Genomic DNA, 19616 nt, shown 5'->3' with positions numbered 1-19616 from the left:
CCGGTAGACGACCGGGTTGATAGGCTGGAAGTGGAAGCGCAGTAATGTGTGGAGCTGACCAGTACTAATAGGCCGAGGACTTGACCACAAAGCAACATGCTTGGTCTGTGCAGCGCTCTGTCCCTTCGCCGGGTCCGGAGCAGCGCCAGATCAAGGTCTTGCTCGCGTCCACTAGGCAATTCTGAGACAGCAAACGATGGTTTGTGTGTTTCATAGTGTTACGGCGGTTATGGCGAAGGGGAAACACCCGGTTACATTCCGAACCCGGAAGTTAAGCTCTTCAGCGCCGATGGTACTGCACCGGGGACGGTGTGGGAGAGTAGGTCGCCGCCGGACAATCTTTCATGTGGGCCCTCACCTTTCGGTGGGGGCCTTCGTGTTTTCCGGAGGACTCCAGCGGGGCTTGCAGGGTTTCCTCCTGGGGTTTTCAGTGAGTTTCCATCTCAAGGGCCGGCATCGGCTCCCACCGGTTTCGTAGTGATTTCCAGAGAGCTTCCGAACAAGGGATTGCGGCTGGACCTCAAGACCTCCGATAGGCCGCTGGAGTCTTTTTGCCACCAAGGGAGAGCCTCCGCTGAGCGGCCCCCTGCTCCACCGAACCTGCGGTGGCAGGCGGGGGCCGGACTCCGCAGCACTCCGAAATCCGGCTTCGTGATCATTTGCGGGTGCGGGAGAAGGGCGTATGGAGTTTCAATGGCTTGCTAGGCTGGAGAGGCCGGGCCACCCCACCAGCGGGTGGCCTTCGTCGCGCCAGACCACGATAGGGCGGGGCAGCGATAGCGAACGGGGCGCACCCCGCGGCCGGAGACCGCCCGCACAGCGACCGTCCCATCCGATCGAGGAGATGGGACGCGCTCGCAGAGTGAGCCAACGAATGGACCAGAAGTGAACAGTGACAACCGGCCTGAAGGCGCGGGTCGACGCGAAGAGGGCGAGAACCGCGGATCTGGCGGTCAGGGAGGTCACCGCGGCGATCGCGCAGGTGGCTACAGGGGACGTCCGGGAGACGGCCCCCGATATGGTGAGCGCCGAGAAGGGCGCCCGGGCGGTTCTTACGGCTCTCGTGACCGCGGCGACAGGCCGTCCTACAACCGTGACGACCGTGGTTCCGGTCGTCCTCCCTTCAATCGCGACGACCGGCCGGGCGGTGGGCAGAGGTCTTCGGGACCGCGTGCTGACAACCAGCGTTCCTACGGTGATCGCGACCAGTCCCGAGGCGGTTCCTACGGAGCCCGTGACCGCGGGGACAGGCCCTCCTACAACCGTGATGACCGTGGTGAGCGCAGGCCGTTCAACCGTGACGACCGTCCGGGTGGGGACAGGCCGTCGTTCAACCGTGACGATCGTGGTGAGCGTAGGCCGTTCAACCGTGATGACCGTCCCGGTGGGGACAGGCCGTCGTTCAACCGTGACGATCGTGGTGAGCGTAGGCCGTTCAACCGCGATGACCGTCCGGGTGGTGGTTACCGGGGAGATCGTCCGTCGTTCAACCGGGACGATCGTCCGGGTGGGGAGCGTCGTTCGTACGGTGACCGTGACCAGGCTCGTGGTCAGTACGGTTCGCGTCCCGATCGTGGTGAGCGTAGGCCGTTCAACCGTGATGACCGTCCCGGTGGGGACAGGCCGTCGTTCAACCGTGATGACCGTGGTGAGCGCAGGCCGTTCAACCGTGACGACCGTCCGGGTGGGGAGCGTCGTTCGTACGGTGACCGTGACCAGGCTCGTGGTCAGTACGGTTCGCGTCCTGACAGTGGTGAGCGTAGGCCGTTCAACCGGGACGATCGTCCGGGTGGTGGTTACCGGGGAGATCGTCCGTCGTTCAACCGGGACGATCGTGGTGAGCGTAGGCCGTTCAACCGGGACAACCGTCCCGGTGGGGACAGGCCGTCGTTCAACCGTGATGACCGTGGTGAGCGCAGGCCGTTCAACCGGGACGACCGTCCGGGTGGGGAGCGTCGTTCGTACGGTGACCGTGACCAGGCTCGTGGTCAGTACGGTTCGCGTCCTGACAGTGGTGAGCGCAGGCCGTTCAACCGCGATGACCGTCCCGGTGGGGACAGGCCGTCGTTCAACCGTGACGATCGTGGTGAGCGTAGGCCGTTCAACCGCGATGACCGTCCGGGTGGTGGTTACCGGGGAGATCGTCCGTCGTTCAACCGTGATGACCGTCCCGGTGGGGAGCGTCGTTCGTACGGTGACCGTGATCAGGCTCGTAGCCGTTACGGTTCGCGTCCTGACAGCGGTGAGCGCAGGCCGTTCAACCGTGATGACCGTCCGGGCGGGGAGCGTCGTTCGTACGGTGACCGTGATCAGGCTCGTAGCCGTTACGGTTCGCGTCCTGACAGTGGTGAGCGTAGGCCGTTCAACCGCGACGACCGTCCCGGTGGCGGTTACCGGGGAGACCGCGATGGCGAGGGGTCACGCACCCGTTATGGCCGGGATGACCGGCCCGGTGGCCGTGACGAGGCTCCCAGTCGCCAGCGTGAGGAATTGCCGGAGCTCGCCCCGGACATCACCGCGGAGGAGCTCGACAAGGAGATTCGCGAGGAGCTCCGTTCCCTCCCGCTCGACCTCGCGGAGCTGATCTCCCGCCACCTCGTGGCAGCCGAGAGGGCTCTGGGCGAGGGCGACGCGGAGCGGGCATACGAGCACACCAAGGTCGCCCGCCGCTTCGCGGCCAGGATCGGAGTGATCCGCGAGGCGGTCGGCATCGCGGCCTACCATGCCGGCCACTTCTCCGAAGCACTCAGCGACCTGCGCGCGGCCCGCCGGATGACGGGTTCTGACTCGTTCCTGCCGATCATGGCGGACTGTGAGCGTGGCCTCGGCCGCCCCGAGCGCGCCCTCGATCTGGTCCGCTCCAAGGAGGCCGAGCGGCTCGACCGTGTCGGCAAGATCGAGCTCGCCATCGTGGAGTCCGGCGCCCGGCGTGATCTCGGTCAGCACGATGCCGCGGTCATCACCCTCCAGCGCCTGCCCGAGCTGCGCGACACGCGTCCCCAGCCCTGGTCGGCCCGTCTCGCCTTCGCCTACGCCGACGCGCTGTTCGAGGCGGGTCACGAGGGGCCCGCCACCGAGTGGTTCGGCCGGGCGATGGCTTTCGACGAGGACGGTGAGACCGATGCGGCCGAGCGTTACGCGGAGCTGACCGGGGCCGTCATCGAGGATCTCGAAGAGGACGACGATTTCGAGGACGAGGAAGCCGACGACGACCGCTTCCTGGACGACGCCGACGCCGACGCCGACGACGAGATCGACGACGTGGCGACTCTGGACGCGGACATCGAGGACGAAGACGATCTCTACGAGGAGGCGTTCGGCACGGGAAAGCCCGTGATCGGTGATGCCCTGGACAACGGCACCGCTGACCCGAACGGAACGGCCGGTACCGAGCGGAAGATCCAGGAGGCTGTCGAGCCGGCCTTCATCGAACCTGACTTCGGCGACATCCTCCGGGACGCCCCCGACGATCGGGACGAGGACGACGAGCAGGGCCAGAATCGCCGGAGCAAGCCCGAGGAGAAGTAGTTCCCCGGGGGACTTCGCGGTATTTCGGGGGAGCGGGCAAACGGCCCGTTCCCCTGAAACGGCGATTCCAGCGCGGTCCTGGGCCGTAAGGACGCGTCCTTACGACTCCGTCCGGTCCAGCCAGTGCAGGATGCCGGCCACGTTGGACGGGGCGCCGCTCAGCAGTTCGAACTGCTCGGCGGTGGCCTCGTCCGCCTTCAGCGCCGCATAGCGGTCGCGGGTCCGCTCCCTGACCATGGCCACCGCGTGGTCCAGGTCCATGGCCTGTGAGCGGGCCTGACGGGTCAGGTCTACCCAGACGCGCAACTCCTCGGCGGAGCGTCCCAGAATCTCCTCCACGTCCGTGACCGGTCCGTAGTGGCTGAAGAGCAGCCGTTGCGGGCCCAGCGCCCTGAACAGGGCGATCGAGTCCAGCGCGGTCTGCAGGTCGAAGTCCGGCGGGGGCGTGGCGGGGCGTAGGTCGCCCGTCTCCGGAAGGTAGACCCCGGCCGCGTCGCCGACATAGAGGTCACCGGTACCGGAGTCGATGAGCCCCACGTGATGTTTGGCGTGTCCCGGGGAGTAGTGACTGCTCAGCGTGCGTCCGTTGCCGAGGTCGATGGTGCCTGTGTCGCCCAGCGCGCGAATTCGCGAGGCTTCGGTGGGGGAGAGCTCGCCGAACAGGATGTCCAGCTTGTCACCCCAGACCATTCGCGCGCTGGCCATCAGCTTGGCCGGGTCGGCGAGATGCCGGGCGCCTTTCTCGTGAACCACGATCTCCGCGTCCGGGTAGAAACCGGCGAGGTCCCCGACTCCGCCCGCGTGGTCCAGGTGGATGTGCGTGACAGCGATCGTCGCGAGATCCGCCGGGCCGACGCCCAGCGAGGTCAGGGCGTCGCGTACCACGGGGGCCGAGGTGGAGGTGCCCGTCTCCACCAGGCAGGGCCGATCTCCGAGGATCAGGTATCCGGCCGTGATACTGGAGTATCCGGCCATCCTCGTGTCGATCTCATAGACGTCTCCGCCGAGGGCGGTGATGTTGTCCACAGGTCACCTCATATCTGGAACCGGCGTCCCCAGAACGGTATTCGGCCATTCCGGCGCAGCTCACATCGTAGAGAGTCGTCCTCGTCCGCTCACTTCCGTACGTGAAGAAAGGCGTCGTCTCGGAGGTGAACGCGTGAACCCGGTCACTGTTCGGACCCCCAGGAGCCAGAGACCTCAGAGTCGCTCAAAGCCCCGGCCTGCTGAGGGGCCGGGCCGCTCGTGAGCAGACGCAGCACCAGGCCGGTGCGGGGTTTGGGGCCGAAGGAGGTGGACTTGCGGGGCACCCGTTCCCCCCGGGCCGCGATCGCGAGCACGTCCTCGACCGCCAGCGGGCGCAGCAGCACCGCAGTCCCGCCGGAGGCCCGCGCGAGCTGTACGGCGGCCTCCGGATCGTGGTGGACGACGCGCACCGAACGCTCGTCGTCCCGCATCCCCCACACCTTCGGCAGGAGGAACTCCGCGAGGATGGAGGTGTTCAGCGCCCGCCACCCGGCCGAGCGGTCGATCGGCATGGCGTGCGCGAGCCGGTCGGGGTCGGGGTCGGTGAGCAGGTAGGCGGGACCCCCGCCGGACAGCAGGTAGGCCGGTCCGGTGCTCTCCTCCAGCGCGGCCAGCCCCTCGGTCAGGCCCGCGTGCTCCCGTACCTGCCAGGAGCTCCTGGCCTTGGCCAGTGCCTCCCCGAGCGGCAGTTCGGGAATGACCCGGTGGATGGCCTTCAGGTGCGGGGGATAGGCGCTGGAGTCCACCAGGAGCGCGAGACCGAAGTCCCAGGGCCCGGGCTCGGGCCTCGCGGCGTGGTGTTCCTGCTGGAGTTCGAGGTAGGTGGCGTAGCGGTGGTGCCCGTCGGCGATCAGAGCCTGGCGAGGGCGGAGATCGGCGTTGATGGAGGCGAGCTCACCGGTGTCGGTGACGGCCCACAACCGGTGCCTGACCCCGTCGCCGGTCACCGCCTCCGCCAGCGGAGGCCGGGAGGCGGCGATCCGGTCGACGAGGCGGGTGGCGGCGCCGCCCGCGCCGTCGTAGAGCAGGAAGATCGGCTCCAGGTTGGCCTCCGTGGTGCGCATCAGCGCCAGCCGGTTGGCGACCGGTCCTGGCATCACGTTCTCGTGAGGCAGGACGATGTGCTGTTCCGGCCCCGCCAGGCCCACGTCGCCGATGAGTCCGCGCTGCAGGATCCCGGGCCCGGACTGCTCGTAGACGTAGATCGCGGGTGTCTCGTCGGCGGCCAGCACCCCGGAGGAGAGCCACTCCTGAAGTCTCTCCCGTGCCTCGGCGTACCTGGGCTGGTCGATGCCGGGAAGGATCAAACGCACCACGTTGTTGGGGTGGGTGTCGAGCAGTTCCCGTACGCCTGCCTTGTCGATGAGATCGTAAGGCGGCGAGGTGACCCCGGCCAGATCGTCGACCGTGAACCGTACGCCGTGGAACGGGCGTAGCACCAGCCCGTCGGGCACCGGCAGTTCAGGATTCGCCATAGAGGGCATGCTGCCATAAAGGCCTGAAACGGCCGGGCGCCGCCTCGAGGCTGCGGTGGTGCCCGGTCCCGTCAGGGAGTCGGCCAGATCTGTCGTCTGTCGATGAAGGAGGCCTCACACAATGGTCCAAGGACGTAGCGGTCCGTCTGATTCCCCCAACCCCGAGACGGGCGCTCCGGTCGGGGACGTCTACGAATGGTTTCAACGAGGGATGAGGCTGCTGGCCGAGGGGAGCCCGGCGGCGGCCGCCGCGCTGCTGGAGCGGGCGGCCTACGCGGAGCCGGAGTCCCGGAGCATCCGTGAGGCTCTCGCCCGGGCGCAGTTCAACTCCCGGCAGTACGCCGACGCGGTCGACAGCTTTCGCTGGATCATCGATGCGAATCCAGCCGAGGACTACGCGTATTTCGGTCTCGGGCTCGCCCTGTGGCGGACCGGGGACATGGAAGGAGCCCAGGAGCCGCTGGCCATTGCCGTCGCGATGCGGCCCGACCAGCGGCACTACGTCTCCGCTTTGAAAAGCGTGCGCGCCACGTTACGGGCCCGCCGGATGTGATCCGTATGTGATCTGTGCGAGCAATGGAACGTGGGTGATGAAATAGGTCGGTGGACACCGACGCGCTGATCGACCTGTATGACACCCTCCTCCTTGATCTCGATGGGGTGGTGTATCTCGGACGCGACGCCGTACCCGGGGCGCCCGAGGCGCTACGCCGGGCGGCGGAGCGCGGTGTGCGTCTCGCCTACGTCACCAACAACGCCTCACGCACCCCCGGCGCCATCGCCCAGCACCTGAGCGCGCTGGGTGCTCCGGCGATCCCCGACGACGTCGTCACCTCCGCCCAGGCAGCCGCACGGCTCGTGGCCGAGCGGGTCGCGCCGGGTGCCGCGGTGCTGGTGGTCGGCGGGATGGGACTGCGCACCGCGTTGCGCGCCCATGGTCTGCGTCCGGTCAGCACCGCCCTGGACAGCCCGGTCGCGGTCGTCCAGGGCATAGCCCCCGACCTCTCCTACGGCCTACTGGCCGAGGGGACACTCGCGGTGCGTGAGGGAGCGCTTTTCGTGGCCGCGAACGCCGACTCGACCATGCCGACCGGCAGAGGCGAGTTTCCCGGTAACGGCGCGATGGTCAGGGTCATCGCCACGGCGACCGGGGTGGAGCCGATCGTCGCGGGCAAGCCCGAGCCGCCCCTGCACCGGGAGTCGATGCTCCGTACCGGGTCACGGCGGCCCCTGGTGGTCGGTGACCGGCTCGACACCGACATCGAGGGGGCGACCAACGCCGGAGTCGACAGCCTGCTGGTCCTGACGGGGGTGGCGAACGCGCTCGACGTGCTGACCGCCGCTCCCCGGCACCGGCCGACCTATGTCGCCGACGATCTGTCCGCACTGCACCGGCCCTATCCCGAGGTACGGCGGGTCCGGGACGGGTGGACCTGCGACGGGTGGACGGCCCGCTGGCAGGAGGGAGCCCTCACCCTTGAGGGAGGAGGCGAGCCGCTCGACGGTCTCCGCGCCGCCTCGGCCGCGACCTGGGAGGCCGCGGGGGAGGGGCGGGCGGACGAGGACGCGGTGAAGGCGGCACTCGACTCCGCGTTCTCGCCCGCAGGCTGAGAGAGTGCCGTCCTCGTCCAGACGGACTCCCCCTCAGGTGATCCCGCCCTCGGGCGGGCCTCTCAGAGAAGCTTGCGCAGGCGGAGAAGGTCGCCGAAGCTGGCGTCGACCCTGACCCGGCCGCCGAACACGGCCCGCCCCATGTCGAGTTCCCCGTTGACCAGGGCGACGAGATCATCGCTGCCGATGGTCAGTTTCACCTCCGCCTCCCTGCCGTCGTCCGAGGGCAGATCCTCGAAGGGGCCGAGACCGCCGTGGTGGATGCGGCCGTAGAAGGTCACGCCGAGATCCTTGATGTGGCAGCTGATGCTGCGCTCGACCACGTGCTTGGCGCGGCTTGCCTGGTCAACCTCGTCGAACTGCTCGCCGAGTTTGCGCAGTGCCGCCCGGCACTCGTCGACGGTCGCCATCGCGTGGCGCTCCCTTCTCTTCCGGACCGGCCTTAATCCCTTTCAGGTACGGACGGTAGCGTTCCACATGGGTACGGCATGCAATCCGGCGCGGGGTGTGCCGGGAAAGAGGCGTACGCCGCGGCGCACGAAACCCTGAGGAGGGTGTGCCTGGGCGGCCGCCGATCTTAATGAGATGACAACGCGCGAGCCCCCGCGATAGTTCGCGCTTTGCCCAGCTTTGAAGAAACCGCACTCCCGGCCCACGCCGGGGCGGCGGGAGGCGGGAGACGACGGAACCGGGGAGGCCCGCCGGGGCGACGGGGGGCGCGGGTTCCGATACGGTCGGGGAATTCACGGGCACGGGACCGGTGAGCGTCGCGTCCGTGCGGCGGCAAGGGGCACCGGGACGGCCACGACGGCCGAGGCGGCCAGGAGAGGATCCGGAGGGGGCGCATGACGGACCTGCTTGAGGAGACGGGCGACGAGCGGGCGGACGACGCGCTGGGCGGGCTCGCCCGGCTCGGCGTCCTGCCCGTCTCCGCGCACGCGGACGTCTTCGAGGAGGTGCTCACCGGACTGGAGCAGGCGCTCGCCTCGGTGGACGACGCCCCGGACCGGCACCCGTGAGCCGGCGGGTACGCCTCGACAGCGAACTCGTCCGCAGGAGGCTGGCGCGCTCCAGGGAACAGGCGGCCCAGCTCATCGAGGCCGGCCGGGTCAGCGTCGGCGGCCGGGTGGCGGCCAAGCCGGCGACCCAGGTCGACACCGCCTCGGCCATCGTGGTGGTGGAGGAGACCGGGGGCCCGGACTACGTCTCGCGAGGGGCGCACAAGCTCCTGGGCGCGCTGGAGGCATTCGGTCCCCTCGGACTCACGGTCGCCGGGCGCCGCTGCCTGGACGCCGGCGCCTCCACCGGAGGCTTCACAGACGTGCTGCTGCGCGGCGGTGCGGCCCACGTGCTGGCCGTCGACGTCGGCTACGGCCAGCTCGCGTGGTCGCTGCGGACCGACGACAGGGTCACGGTCATGGAGCGGGTCAACGTCAGGGACCTGACGCCGGACCAGGTCGGCGAGGCGCCCACCCTGGTCGTCGGGGACCTCTCCTTCATCTCGCTGCGCCTGGTGCTGCCCGCCCTGGTGCGCTGCGCCGCCGAGCGGGCCGATTTCGCGATGCTGGTCAAGCCCCAGTTCGAGGTCGGCAGGGAGCGGGTCGGCGCGGGCGGCGTCGTCCGTGATCCCGCGCTCCGCGCGGAGGCCGTCCGGGACGTGGCCGAAACCGCGCGGGCGCTCGGCCTGGCCGTGCGAGGGGTCACCGCGAGCCCGCTGCCCGGCCCGTCGGGCAACGTCGAGTACGTCATCTGGCTGGGTAAGGGGGAGGGGGCTCCGCCGGTCGCCGACCTCGGCGCCGAGATCGAGCGAGCGGTGGCGGAGGGCCCCCGGTAGCGGGCGACCCGGAAGAACACGACCTGACATCCTGCCCGGAGCCGAAACTCGGGGCACCCACACTGGAAGAGCTGAGTTGGACTTCCTCCCCAGAGCCAGGGCTCGGGGTCTCCACGCTCGAGGAGATGAGATGACTGCCAAGCGCGTCGTGCTGGTCACCGCGCACACCGGCCGGCCGGCGGCCGTCGACAGCGCCCGGATGGTGATCCAGCGGTTCCTGGACGCCGGATTGACCGTGCGCGTCCTCAGCGCCGAGGCCGACGAGATCGCCTGCGCCGGGGCCGACGTGGTGCCCGCCGGTTCGGCGGCGGTCGACGACGCCGAGATGATGATCGTGCTCGGCGGCGACGGGAGCCTCCTGCGGGCGGCCGAGTTCGCCCGCCCGGCCGGCGTGCCGCTGCTGGGGGTGAACCTCGGGCACGTGGGCTTTCTGGCGGAGGCCGAGGTGGAGAACCTGGCGGTCGCGGTCGACAGTGTGGTGGAAGGTCGCTACGACGTCGAGGAGCGGATGACCATCGAGGTCACCGCCCGCCTCAACGGCAAGTTGCTGGCCGACAGCTGGGCGCTGAACGAGGCCACCGTCGAGAAGAGCGAGAGGATGCTCGAGGTGGTCGCCGAGATCGACGGGCGCCCGCTGTCGCGCTGGGGATGTGACGGGGTGATCTGCGCCACGCCGACCGGTTCCACCGCGTACGCCTTCTCCGCGGGAGGGCCGGTCGTCTGGCCCGAGGTGGAGGCGTTGCTGCTGGTGCCGATCAGCGCCCACGCGCTGTTCTCCCGGCCCCTGGTGGTCTCGCCCCGCTCCAGGCTCGCGCTGGAGGTCCAGACGGAGACCGCGGGAGCGGTGCTGTGGTGCGACGGGCGCCGCAGGTTCGACCTGCCCGCCGGGGCGAGGGTGGAACTGCGACGGGCCGAGCTACCGGTACGACTGGCTCGGCTGCACGGTCTGGAGGACACGGGCGCGCCGTTCACCGACAGGTTGGTCGCCAAGTTCGATCTCCCTGTACAGGGGTGGCGCGGACGTGTGAGGCCCTAGTACGGCAGGGCGGGTGACGTCTCAAGCGCGTAGGATCGTGCCCGCGCACCGCACTGATGTTCGGTGAATTCGATGTGACGGGAGGGACCAGTGCGACCCAGGGTCGAGGAGGTCCGCATCCAGGGGCTCGGCGTGATCGACGAGGCCGTCCTGGTGCTATCGCCGGGATTCACCGTGGTCACGGGCGAGACGGGTGCGGGCAAGACCATGGTGGTGACCGGTCTGGGGCTGCTGTTCGGCGGCCGGGCCGATCCCGCCCGGGTCCGTCCCGGCTCCGAGCGGGCCACCATCGAGGGCACACTGATCGTCGACCCGGCGGGACGGGTCGCGCAGCAGGTCCAGGACGTGGGCGGCGAGGTCGAGGACGGCGAGTTGATCATCTCGCGGACCGTCTCCGTCGAGGGGCGCAGCCGTGCCTGGCTGGGCGGGCGTACCGTCCCCGTCGGCACGCTCACCTACCTGGCAGAGGACCTGGTGGCCGTGCACGGCCAGATGGACCAGCAGCGGCTGCTGCAGCCCGGCCGCCAGCGCGCCGCGCTGGACCGCTACGCGGGCGAGGAACTGGTCAAGCCGTTGCGCGCCTACGAGCAGGCGTACAAGCGGCACAGGAAGATCGCGGAACAGCTGGCCGAGCTGACCACCAGAGCCAGGGAGCGCGCCCAGGAGGCCGACCAGCTCAGGTTCGGGCTCGGTGAGATCGAGAGGGTCGACCCCAAGGCCGGCGAGGAGACCGAGCTGCGCGAGGAGGAGGAACGGCTCTCCCACGCGGACTCCCTCCGGAGCGCCGCCGAGACGGCGCACCGGGCGCTGCTCGGTGACCCGATGTCCGGTGAGCAGGCCATGCCGGACGCCATCGCGCTGGTCGGCGAGGCCCGCACGGCGGTCGAGGCGGTGCGCGACTTCGACCCGGCGCTCGCCGGAATCGCCGAAAGGCTCGCCGAGGCGGGCTACCTGATCTCCGACGTCGCCACCGAGCTGGCCGCGTACGCCGAGTCGATCGACGCGGATCCGGGCCGGCTCGCGGCGGTGCAGGAGCGGCGGGCCGCGCTCATCCACGTCATCCGCAGGTACGGCCAGGACAGCGCCGAGGTGCTCGCCTGGGCCGCTCGGGCCGCCGCGCGTGTCGCGGAGCTCGACGGTGACGACGACCGCATCGGTGAGCTCACCCGCGAGCACGAGGAGCTCACCGGGCGCCTCACCGAGCTGGCCGCCGACCTGACCCGGGTCAGGTCGGTGGCCGCGGAGCGCTTCGGGCAGGCCGTGACCGAGGAGCTCACCGCGCTGGCCATGCCGCACGCCAGGGTGGTGGTCACCATCGTCGCCGCCCCCGAGTTCGGCCCGCACGGTGTCGACGAGGTCGAGCTGCGGCTGTCGCCGCACCCCGCCTCGCCGCCCCTGCCGCTGAACAAGGGCGCCTCGGGCGGCGAGCTGAGCCGGGTGATGCTCGCCATCGAGGTGGTGTTCGCCGGCGCCGACCCGGTCCCGACGTTCGTCTTCGACGAGGTCGACGCGGGCGTGGGCGGCAAGGCCGCGGTGGAGATCGGCCGCAGGCTGGCGCGGCTGGCCAGGACCTCCCAGGTGATCGTCGTCACCCACCTTCCGCAGGTGGCGGCCTTCGCCGACCAGCATCTCGTCGTGGAGAAGGCCGATGACGGGAGCGTGGTGCGGAGCGGCGTGATCGCCCTCGACAAGGACGGCAGGGCGCGGGAACTGTCCCGCATGCTCGCCGGGCTTGAGAACTCCGAGCTGGGCCGCGCGCACGCGGAGGAGCTCCTGTCGATCGCGGCCGCCGACAAGGCGTGACCGGACATCCCCGGGAGGGACGAGGGAGTAAGTAGCGGTTTGAAGGAGTAATCCGTATGTTCCGGGGGAGCGGGTGGCGGGGGTCACTGGTGACGTACCTGACACGCTGCCGACTGTTTGGCTCTCCTGGTCGTTCACTCTGGCAGGATGGTCGTGATGAAGGTGCCGATTGACGGGCTTCAAGACAGGCTCACCGGGTACCTCCGCCGCAGGAAGGTCACGGACCTTCCCGGGGTGACGGCAGTGGCGAGAATCGATCGGCGGACCAAGAGGCTGACCAAGCGCCTCAGGGCCGGGGAAATCGCGATTATCGATCACGTTGACGTTGACCGGGTCAGCGCGGAGGCGCTTGTCGCGTGCGGTGCGGCAGGCGTTGTCAACGTCGCCGCGGGCATCAGCGGCCGTTACCCCAACCTGGGCCCGCAGATCATCGTTGACGCCGGAGTGCCGTTCGTGGACAACGCCACCTCCGAGCTGTTCGAACGGATCAAGGACGGAGACCTGGTCCGGCTGCACGAGGGCGTCGTCTACCTCGACGATGAGGCGGTCGGCAAGGGCGACGTGCAGACCCCCGAGTCCGTCGAGGCCGCGATGACCGAGGCGCGGGCCGGGCTGACCGTGCAGATCGAGGCGTTCGCGGTCAACACCATGGAGTACGTCCGCCGCGAGCGTGACCTCCTCATCGACGGGATCGGCGTTCCCGACATCCGGACCGTCATGGAGGGCCGGCACGTCCTCATCGTGGTGCGCGGCTACCACTACAAGGAGGACATCGCCGCCCTCCGCCCCTACATCCGTGAGTACCGCCCGGTCATGATCGGGGTGGACGGCGGGGCCGACGCGCTGCTGGAGGCCGGCTACCTGCCGGACATCATCGTCGGCGACTTCGACTCGGTCTCCACCAAGGCGCTCACCACCGGTGCCGAGCTGGTCGTGCACGCCTACCGCGACGGCAGGGCGCCGGGACTGGAACGGGTCCAGCAGCTCGGCCGCAGCGCGGTGCTCTTCCCGGCGATCGGCACCAGCGAGGACATCGCCATGCTGCTCGCCGACGACAAGGGCGCCGACCTCATCGTCGCCGTCGGCACCCACGCGACGCTGGTGGAGTTCCTCGACAAGGGGCGCTCCGGCATGGCCAGCACCTTCCTCACCCGCCTGCGGGTGGGCAGCAAGCTCGTCGACGCAAAAGGCGTCAGCCGGCTCTACCGCAGCCGGATCTCCACCCCGTCCCTGCTCCTGCTCGTCGCCACCACGCTGATCACCATGGGAGTGGCGATCGTCGTCTCTCCGGTGGGCAAGATCTGGCTGGACAGCGTCCGCGACGTCTGGAGCGGCTTCATCTTCTGGCTGGTCGGACTCTTCTCGTGATCGATTTCCGCTATCACCTCGTCTCCATCGTCGCGATCTTCCTCGCGCTGTCGGTGGGCATCGTGCTGGGCACCACCCTCCTCGAAGACCCCGTCATCAAGGCGAGCGAGGGCCTGGCCAACCAGCTTCGCGAGGGCAACAACGAGCTCCGCACCCAGGTGGAGGCCCTGCAGCGGCGCGAGGCGGGCAACGACGCCTTCGTGGCCGCCGACACCCCCCGGCTGGTCCAGGACGCGCTCGTGGGCAGGCGCGTCGTGGTCGTCGAGGCGCCGGGCGCCACGGTGAGCGTGCGTGAGTCGGCGCAGCAGGTGATCGAGGAGGCCGGGGCGATCGTGACCGGCCGGATCACCCTCACCGAGAGGTACATCGACCCCGCCCAGACAGGTTTCGTCGACAAGCTGGCCGTCGGGGCCAAGGCCGCCGAGACCGTCTTCCCCGTCGAGGACACGGCATACGACAAGGCGGCCCAGGTGCTCGCCGACGCGATCGTGACCAGCGACCCCGTCCAGGCGGGCAAGGAGCATCCGGCCGGAGTGGGCATCCTCGACGCCTTCCAGCGTGCGGGCCTGCTCACCGTCACCGACGACCCCGCCAAGCGCGCGGAACTGGCCCTGGTGATCGCCCCCGCGGAGGCGTACACCGGAGAGACCGCCGCCGGGCGGGCAGGCGCGCTGGTGGCACTGGCGCTGGGCCTCGACGAGGTGGGCCAGGGCACGGTGGTGGCCGGTACGCAGACCTCCGCCGCGGCCGGTGGGATCATCACCGCGCTCCGCGAGGACACCTCCTTCACGGAGAAGGTCTCCAGTGTCGACACCGCGGATATGCCCGCGGGGCGGGTCGTGGTGGTCTACGCTCTCCGAGAGCAACTGGCCGGGCTCGCCGGCCAGTACGGCATAGGCTCCGGCGTCTCTGGTATCAAGCCCAGCGCGACGCCCACCCCCACGGCCGTCACGGCCACCTCCGGAGGATGACCCGATGGCTCGTCGTGCTTTTCTCGGTGCCCTCACCGGTGCGCTCCTCGGCGCGGTCGCCGCGCGTGCCGCGTACGCGGCCTTCACCCGCAGGCCTCCGGTCGGCGATGTGGAGACCTGGGCGCGCACGAACCACAGGGGCGAACCGATCACCCTGCTGGAGGGCCCGGCGTTCGTCGCCGGTGCCGGTGCCGCGGCGGCCGTGATCCCCGGTCTGACCGGCAGGGCCCGGGTGGCGGCGCTGCTGGCCGCCGTGGGGGCCGGCGGCCTCGGTGCCTACGACGACCTGTACGGCGCGACCTCCTCCAAGGGATTCAAGGGGCATCTGAGCGCCCTGGCCAAGGGGGAGGTCACCAGCGGGGCCGTGAAGATCCTCGGTATCGGCGCGACCGGCCTGGCCGCCGCAACCGCCGTCTCCCGCGCGCCCCTCGACGTCGCCGTCAACGGCACGCTGATCGCCGGGAGCGCCAACCTGGCCAACCTCTTCGACCTGCGTCCCGGGCGTGCCGTCAAGGTGGGGCTGCTCGCCGGCGCACCCCTGCTCGCCGCGGCTCTGTTCAGGGGCGACCCGGTCCCGGCAACCCTGGCCGCGCTTCCCATGGGCGCCGCCGCCGCGCTGCTGCCCGAGGACCTCGGCGAGCGGGCCATGCTCGGCGACGCGGGGGCCAACGCGCTGGGCGCGCTTGTCGGCTTGGCCGCCGCCGCCACCCTGGGCCGTCCGGGACGCCTGGCCGTGCTCGGCACGGTGGTCGCGCTGACCGCCGCCTCGGAGAAGGTCAGTTTCACCAAGGTGATCGCGGGCAACCCCGTCCTGCACCGCTTCGACATGCTCGGCCGTCGTCCCATGGAGCAGGCACCCGCCACCCGATGAGCAGCAGGATCGCCCGGGGGGTCGCGGGAGCGGCACTTCTCATCGGGATCGTGACCGTCCTGGCCCGGCTCGTCGGGTTCGGCCGCTATCTCGTCCAGTCGCAGACCGTCGGCAACCTCTGCCTGAGCACCGCCTACAACACCGCCAACTACGTGCCCAACATCGTCTTCGAGCTGGTGGCGGGCGGCGCGCTGGCCGGGATGGTGGTGCCGGTGCTGGCCTCGGCGGCCTCCCGGGCCGACGACGATCCCGAGGCCAGGGCGGAGGCCGGCCAGATCACCTCGGCGCTGCTCACCTGGGTGATGCTCGTCATGGTGCCGCTGGCGCTGCTCATCGTGGCGTTCGCCGGGCCGGTCGTCGCGCTGCTGGTGGGCGCTCCGGGCGGCTGCGACCTGGCGGAGGTCGTCGAGGTCGGCACCGGCATGCTCGTCGTCTTCGCCCCCCGCATGATCTTCTTCGGGCTGGCAGTGGTCCTGTACGGCGTGCTCCAGGCACACCGGCGGTTCATGGGCCCGGCCCTGGCTCCGCTGGTCTCCAGCCTGCTCATCGTCGGCTCCATGCTGCTGTTCGAGGTGCTCAACGGGACGGCCGCCGGGGACCTGGCGGACCTGACCGCCGCGGGGCAGCTCTCGCTCTCCCTGGGTGCGACCGTCGCCGCCGCGGCGATGGTGCTCACCGTGGTCGTCCCGGTGGCCAGGCTCAAGCTCCGGCTGCGGCCCTCGCTGTCGTTCCCACCCGGGGTCGCGGCCCGGGCGCGCGGGCTCGCCACCGCCGGTATCGCCGTGCTGATCGCGCAGCAGATCGCGCTGCTCGTCGTCATCCTCCTGGCCAACAGCCTGGGCGGCAAGGGCGCGATCGGTGTCTACACCTACGCCTGGGCGCTGTACCAGCTGCCGTACGCGGTGCTCGTGATGCCGATCGCCACCAGTTCCTTCCCGGTGCTGTCCACCCGCGCCGAAGAGGGGGACCTGCCCGGGTTCAACGCTTTGACCTCCTCCACCACGCGGATCGTGCTGCTGGTGACGGGGCTCGCGGCCGGAGTGATGGCGGCGGTCGCGCTGCCGGTGTCGCGGGTCTTCCTGGAGGAGACCCCGGGCGGGGAGCCCGCCGAGATGGCCAGGGCCGTCGCGCTGTTCGCGCCCGGCCTGGCCGGGTACGCGCTCATGCTGCACCTGGCCCGCATCCTGTACGCCTGCGGTCTGGGGCGGTCGGCGGCGGTCGCCTCGGTGGCCGGGTGGTCCGTCGCACTGGCGGCACAGGTCGTGCTCGCCCACGCCGCGGCGGGTCCGGCCGACGTGGTCGGGCAACTGGCGCTGGGCAGCACGATCGGCATGACCGTCGGCGGGCTGCTGCTGGTCCTCGCGGTACTCCGGGCCAGGGGGGCGGCCGCGTTGGAGGGAACGCCGCGCACCTTCCTGGCCGCCCTGGTCGGCGGCGTCGCGGCCTGGGGGGCGGGGTTGACCCTGGTCGACGCCTTCGGAGCGGTGTCCAGGTGGGAGTCCGTGGCGGTCGGACTGGCCGCCGCGATCGCCGGGACGGCCGTGTTCGCGGCCGTGGCGATGATGATCGACAGGCGGGACGCCCGGGCGCTGCTGGCACGACTGCGCGGGGGACCGGTGAAGGAGGGGAGCGGTTTCGATGGCTGACCAGGGGACGCGGGTGGCGTTCGTGCTGGGCACGAGCGAGGGAGGGGTCGGCAGGCACGTCGCCATGCTGGCCGGAGGGCTGGTGCGCGGCGGCCACCGGGTGGTCGTGGCGGGTCCCCCGAGCACGGAGCGGGCCTTCGGGTTCGCCGCACTCGGCGCGCGCTTCGTGCCGGTGCCGATCTCCGATCGACCCCGCCCGCTCGACGATCTACGGGCGGTCACGGCGCTCAGGACGCTGCGCGGGGCGCACGCCGTGCACGCCCACGGGCTGAGAGCCGGGGCGCTGGCGGCGATCGCGCTGGCCGGAACCGGGACCGGCCTGGTGGTGACCCTGCACAACGCCGCGACGGCGGGTGGCGTGGTCGGCGCGGTCTACGGCCTCCTGGAACGGATCGTGGCCCGCCGCGCCGACCGGATCCTGGTCGTCTCCCCCGATCTGGGGGAGCGGATGGCCCACCTGGGGGCCGGGCACGTCGAGGCCGCCGTGGTCCCGGCGCCCGCGCTGCTCCCTTCCGGGCGTGAGGCCGGGGACATCCGGCGGGAGCTCGGTACGGGAGAGCGGGTGATCTTCCTGACGGTCGCCAGGCTCGCCCAGCAGAAGGGCCTGGAGACCCTGCTCGATGTCGCGAAGGCACTGCCGGAGGTTCGCCGGGACGCGGGGCACGCGCCGGGGCCGGTGTTCCTGGTGGCGGGGGAGGGGCCGCTGCGGGCGGAGTTGCAGGAGCGGATCGACCGGGAGAACCTGCCGGTGCGGCTGCTCGGTGCCCGTACCGACGTGGCGGATCTGCTCGGGGTGGCCAGGGCACTGCTGGTGCCGAGCCGCTGGGAGGGGCAGCCGCTCACCGTGCAGGAGGCCCTGCGGGCGGGTACGGCGGTCGTCGCCACCGCGGTGGGGGGCATCCCGGCGATGGTGGGTGAGGCGGGGCTGCTGGTGCCGTACGGGGATGTCGCGGCGATGCGCGACGCGGTCGCGAGGGTGCTCGCCGACGACGGTCTCGCGGCGGAACTGGCCGCCGCCGCCGCCAGGCGAGGGCGTGGGATGCCGGGTGAACCGGAGGCGCTGGAGGCGGTGCTCACGGTCTACGCCGGGCTTTCCCCAAGGGGCTGAAGGGGCCCGCTCGGGGTCCGCGCCAGGTCTCCGGAGGGGGTTGGAGCCTGGCGGCGGGCGAGGCGGGAAGCCCGGCGGAACAGGCGGAGAGGCCGTGATGTTGGATTAGGTGCCACCATGCCGGAGACCTATACTGGCGTGTTTAGGGGGGGAGTATCCCTTCGCGGCAGTCTCGTCATCACGGTGTTGCCTCGCTCCACGAGGCCCCCGGGGCTGTCGGTCCGCACTTCGACTGGCTCAGTTGATGCCTCATGCGGGCGGGAGAGACCTCCGGCAGTCTGTCGTGCGCGCCGCCGGAGGTTTATCAGTTGTGATTGTTCCTGTCTGGGCATGGTTGGCCGTTATCGGCGGTCTGCTCGTGGTTCTCGCCTTCGACCTGTGGATCGTCGACCGGGGTGAGCCGCGGGAGTTCTCCCTCAAGCAGGCCGGGTTCTGGGTCAGCTTCTACGTCACCCTCGCGGTGATCTTCGGTATCGTGCTGTGGATCTCCGCGGGCCCCACCTCCGCGGGACAGTTCTTCGCCGGCTACATCACCGAGTACAGCCTGAGCGTCGACAACCTTTTCGTCTTCTACATCATCATGACCCGCTTCGCGGTGCCGAGGGTCTACCAGCACAAGGTGCTGCTGGTCGGCATCCTGATGGCGCTGGTCATGCGCAGCATCTTCATCGCCCTCGGCGCCGCCGCCCTGGCCAACTTCGGCTGGCTGTTCTACGTCTTCGGCCTGTTCCTGATCTACACCGCGGTCCAGCTCGTCCGCCAGTTCGGTCAGGAGGAGGACCTTCCGGAGAACGCGGTCCTGCGCTGGGCCCGGCGGGTGCTGCCGCACACCGACGACTACGTGGGTTCCAAGGTCGTCGTCAAGGTCAACGGCAGGCGCATGGTCACCCCGCTGCTGATCGTCATGATCGCCATCGGCACCACCGACCTGCTGTTCGCGCTCGACTCGATTCCGGCGATTTTCGGCCTGACCACCGACGCCTTCATCGTCTTCACCGCGAACGCGTTCGCGCTGATGGGTCTGCGCCAGCTCTACTTCCTGCTGGGAGGTCTGCTCCAGCGGCTGGTCTACCTCAGCTACGGTCTCGCGTTCATCCTCGGTTTCATCGGGGTTAAGCTGATCCTCGAGGCGCTGCACTCCAGTGGCGTCTCCTGGGCTCCCGAGGTGCCGATCTGGGTGTCACTGTCGGTCATCGTCGTCACGATGGCCGTCACCACCGTGATCAGCCTCGTGAAGGTCCGGCGTGATGCTCGCGCAGGCAAGGAAAACACCACCCCGGCGAGTGTCGAGCAGGGCTAGCGAATCGGCGTGTGAGGCGCTTTGCTTGTCTCATTGCGC

The 19616-nt window shown here is 70.2% G+C and carries 17 protein-coding genes and 2 rRNA genes; 16 read left to right on the top strand and 3 right to left on the bottom strand.

All coding sequences use genetic code 11. The features are described 5' to 3' along the window. From AB0J58_RS31150 to AB0J58_RS31135, 4 genes are all read left to right on the top strand, one after another. Nucleotides 1-88, top strand: a 23S ribosomal RNA gene (locus tag AB0J58_RS31150); the annotation flags it as partial. A 131-nt stretch (nt 89-219) separates the two neighbouring features. Next, nucleotides 220-336 (top strand): 5S ribosomal RNA (gene rrf, locus AB0J58_RS31145). Nucleotides 337-892: 556 nt separating this feature from the next. Continuing rightward, nucleotides 893-2584 (top strand): hypothetical protein, encoded by a 1692-nt coding sequence (locus AB0J58_RS31140; protein ID WP_364222447.1) that lies wholly within the window; start codon nt 893-895, stop codon nt 2582-2584. Further along, nucleotides 2491-3528, top strand: a complete 1038-nt coding sequence (locus AB0J58_RS31135; protein WP_364222444.1) for a hypothetical protein — start codon at nt 2491-2493, stop codon at nt 3526-3528. The genes AB0J58_RS31140 and AB0J58_RS31135 overlap by 94 nt, the downstream gene beginning before the upstream one ends. Nucleotides 3529-3627: 99 nt before the next feature. Here the strand turns inward: AB0J58_RS31135 and AB0J58_RS31130 are convergent, their stop codons facing one another. Next, the gene (locus tag AB0J58_RS31130; RefSeq protein ID WP_364222441.1) at nt 3628-4554 is read right to left on the bottom strand and encodes an MBL fold metallo-hydrolase; all 927 of its coding nucleotides are present in this window, start codon (nt 4552-4554) and stop codon (nt 3628-3630) included. Between the two features lie 143 nt (nt 4555-4697). Beyond that, complete coding sequence (locus AB0J58_RS31125) at nt 4698-6029, bottom strand: DUF1015 domain-containing protein (RefSeq protein ID WP_364222438.1); 1332 nt, start codon at nt 6027-6029, stop codon at nt 4698-4700. 121 nt (nt 6030-6150) lie between these two features. Here AB0J58_RS31125 and AB0J58_RS31120 point away from each other — a divergent pair, with 121 nt between their 5' ends. Then, complete coding sequence (locus AB0J58_RS31120) at nt 6151-6582, top strand: tetratricopeptide repeat protein (protein ID WP_343968972.1); 432 nt, start codon at nt 6151-6153, stop codon at nt 6580-6582. Nucleotides 6583-6632: 50 nt separating this feature from the next. Next, entirely contained in the window at nt 6633-7640 is a 1008-nt protein-coding gene (locus AB0J58_RS31115; RefSeq protein ID WP_364222435.1) for an HAD-IIA family hydrolase, read from the top strand. 62 nt (nt 7641-7702) lie between these two features. Here AB0J58_RS31115 and AB0J58_RS31110 read toward each other — a convergent pair whose 3' ends face one another. Continuing rightward, complete coding sequence (locus AB0J58_RS31110) at nt 7703-8050, bottom strand: SCP2 sterol-binding domain-containing protein (RefSeq protein WP_030905074.1); 348 nt, start codon at nt 8048-8050, stop codon at nt 7703-7705. 435 nt (nt 8051-8485) lie between these two features. Between AB0J58_RS31110 and AB0J58_RS31105 the strand changes: the two genes are divergently transcribed. The 10 genes from AB0J58_RS31105 (at nt 8486) to AB0J58_RS31060 (ending at nt 19577) form a co-directional block, all read left to right on the top strand. Then, nucleotides 8486-8659 (top strand): hypothetical protein, encoded by a 174-nt coding sequence (locus tag AB0J58_RS31105; RefSeq protein WP_364222432.1) that lies wholly within the window; start codon nt 8486-8488, stop codon nt 8657-8659. Then, nucleotides 8656-9474: a TlyA family RNA methyltransferase gene (locus tag AB0J58_RS31100; RefSeq protein ID WP_364222429.1), complete on the top strand. Its 819-nt coding sequence runs from the start codon at nt 8656-8658 to the stop codon at nt 9472-9474. Before AB0J58_RS31105 ends, AB0J58_RS31100 begins: the two co-directional genes overlap by 4 nt. A 130-nt stretch (nt 9475-9604) precedes the next feature. Continuing rightward, a complete protein-coding gene (locus AB0J58_RS31095) occupies nt 9605-10510 on the top strand; it encodes an NAD kinase (protein WP_343968981.1) in 906 nt (301 codons plus the stop codon). Between the two features lie 90 nt (nt 10511-10600). After that, on the top strand, nt 10601-12313 hold the full coding sequence (gene recN / locus AB0J58_RS31090; RefSeq protein WP_364222426.1) for a DNA repair protein RecN: 1713 nt from the start codon (nt 10601-10603) through the stop codon (nt 12311-12313). A gap of 156 nt (nt 12314-12469) precedes the next feature. Next, nucleotides 12470-13681 carry a putative cytokinetic ring protein SteA gene (gene steA, locus AB0J58_RS31085; protein ID WP_364222423.1) on the top strand — a complete coding sequence of 404 codons (1212 nt, stop codon included), beginning with the start codon at nt 12470-12472 and terminating at the stop codon, nt 13679-13681. Then, nucleotides 13678-14652 (top strand): copper transporter, encoded by a 975-nt coding sequence (locus tag AB0J58_RS31080; protein ID WP_364222420.1) that lies wholly within the window; start codon nt 13678-13680, stop codon nt 14650-14652. The genes steA and AB0J58_RS31080 overlap by 4 nt, the downstream gene beginning before the upstream one ends. A 4-nt stretch (nt 14653-14656) precedes the next feature. Next, the gene (locus AB0J58_RS31075) at nt 14657-15523 is read left to right on the top strand and encodes a hypothetical protein (RefSeq protein ID WP_364222417.1); all 867 of its coding nucleotides are present in this window, start codon (nt 14657-14659) and stop codon (nt 15521-15523) included. Next, complete coding sequence (locus AB0J58_RS31070; RefSeq protein WP_364222414.1) at nt 15520-17169, top strand: lipid II flippase MurJ; 1650 nt, start codon at nt 15520-15522, stop codon at nt 17167-17169. Before AB0J58_RS31075 ends, AB0J58_RS31070 begins: the two co-directional genes overlap by 4 nt. Then, complete coding sequence (locus AB0J58_RS31065) at nt 17162-18277, top strand: glycosyltransferase family 4 protein (RefSeq protein WP_364222411.1); 1116 nt, start codon at nt 17162-17164, stop codon at nt 18275-18277. Before AB0J58_RS31070 ends, AB0J58_RS31065 begins: the two co-directional genes overlap by 8 nt. A 310-nt stretch (nt 18278-18587) precedes the next feature. Next, nucleotides 18588-19577: a TerC family protein gene (locus AB0J58_RS31060; protein WP_364222408.1), complete on the top strand. Its 990-nt coding sequence runs from the start codon at nt 18588-18590 to the stop codon at nt 19575-19577. Nucleotides 19578-19616: the final 39 nt, after the last annotated feature.

The sequence above is a fragment of the Streptosporangium sp. NPDC049644 genome, from assembly GCF_040675205.1.
Taxonomy (GTDB): domain Bacteria; phylum Actinomycetota; class Actinomycetes; order Streptosporangiales; family Streptosporangiaceae; genus Streptosporangium; species Streptosporangium fukuiense.
The sequence above is the reverse complement of the archived record's forward strand: the minus strand, read 5'-3'. Positions and strand labels throughout refer to the sequence as shown.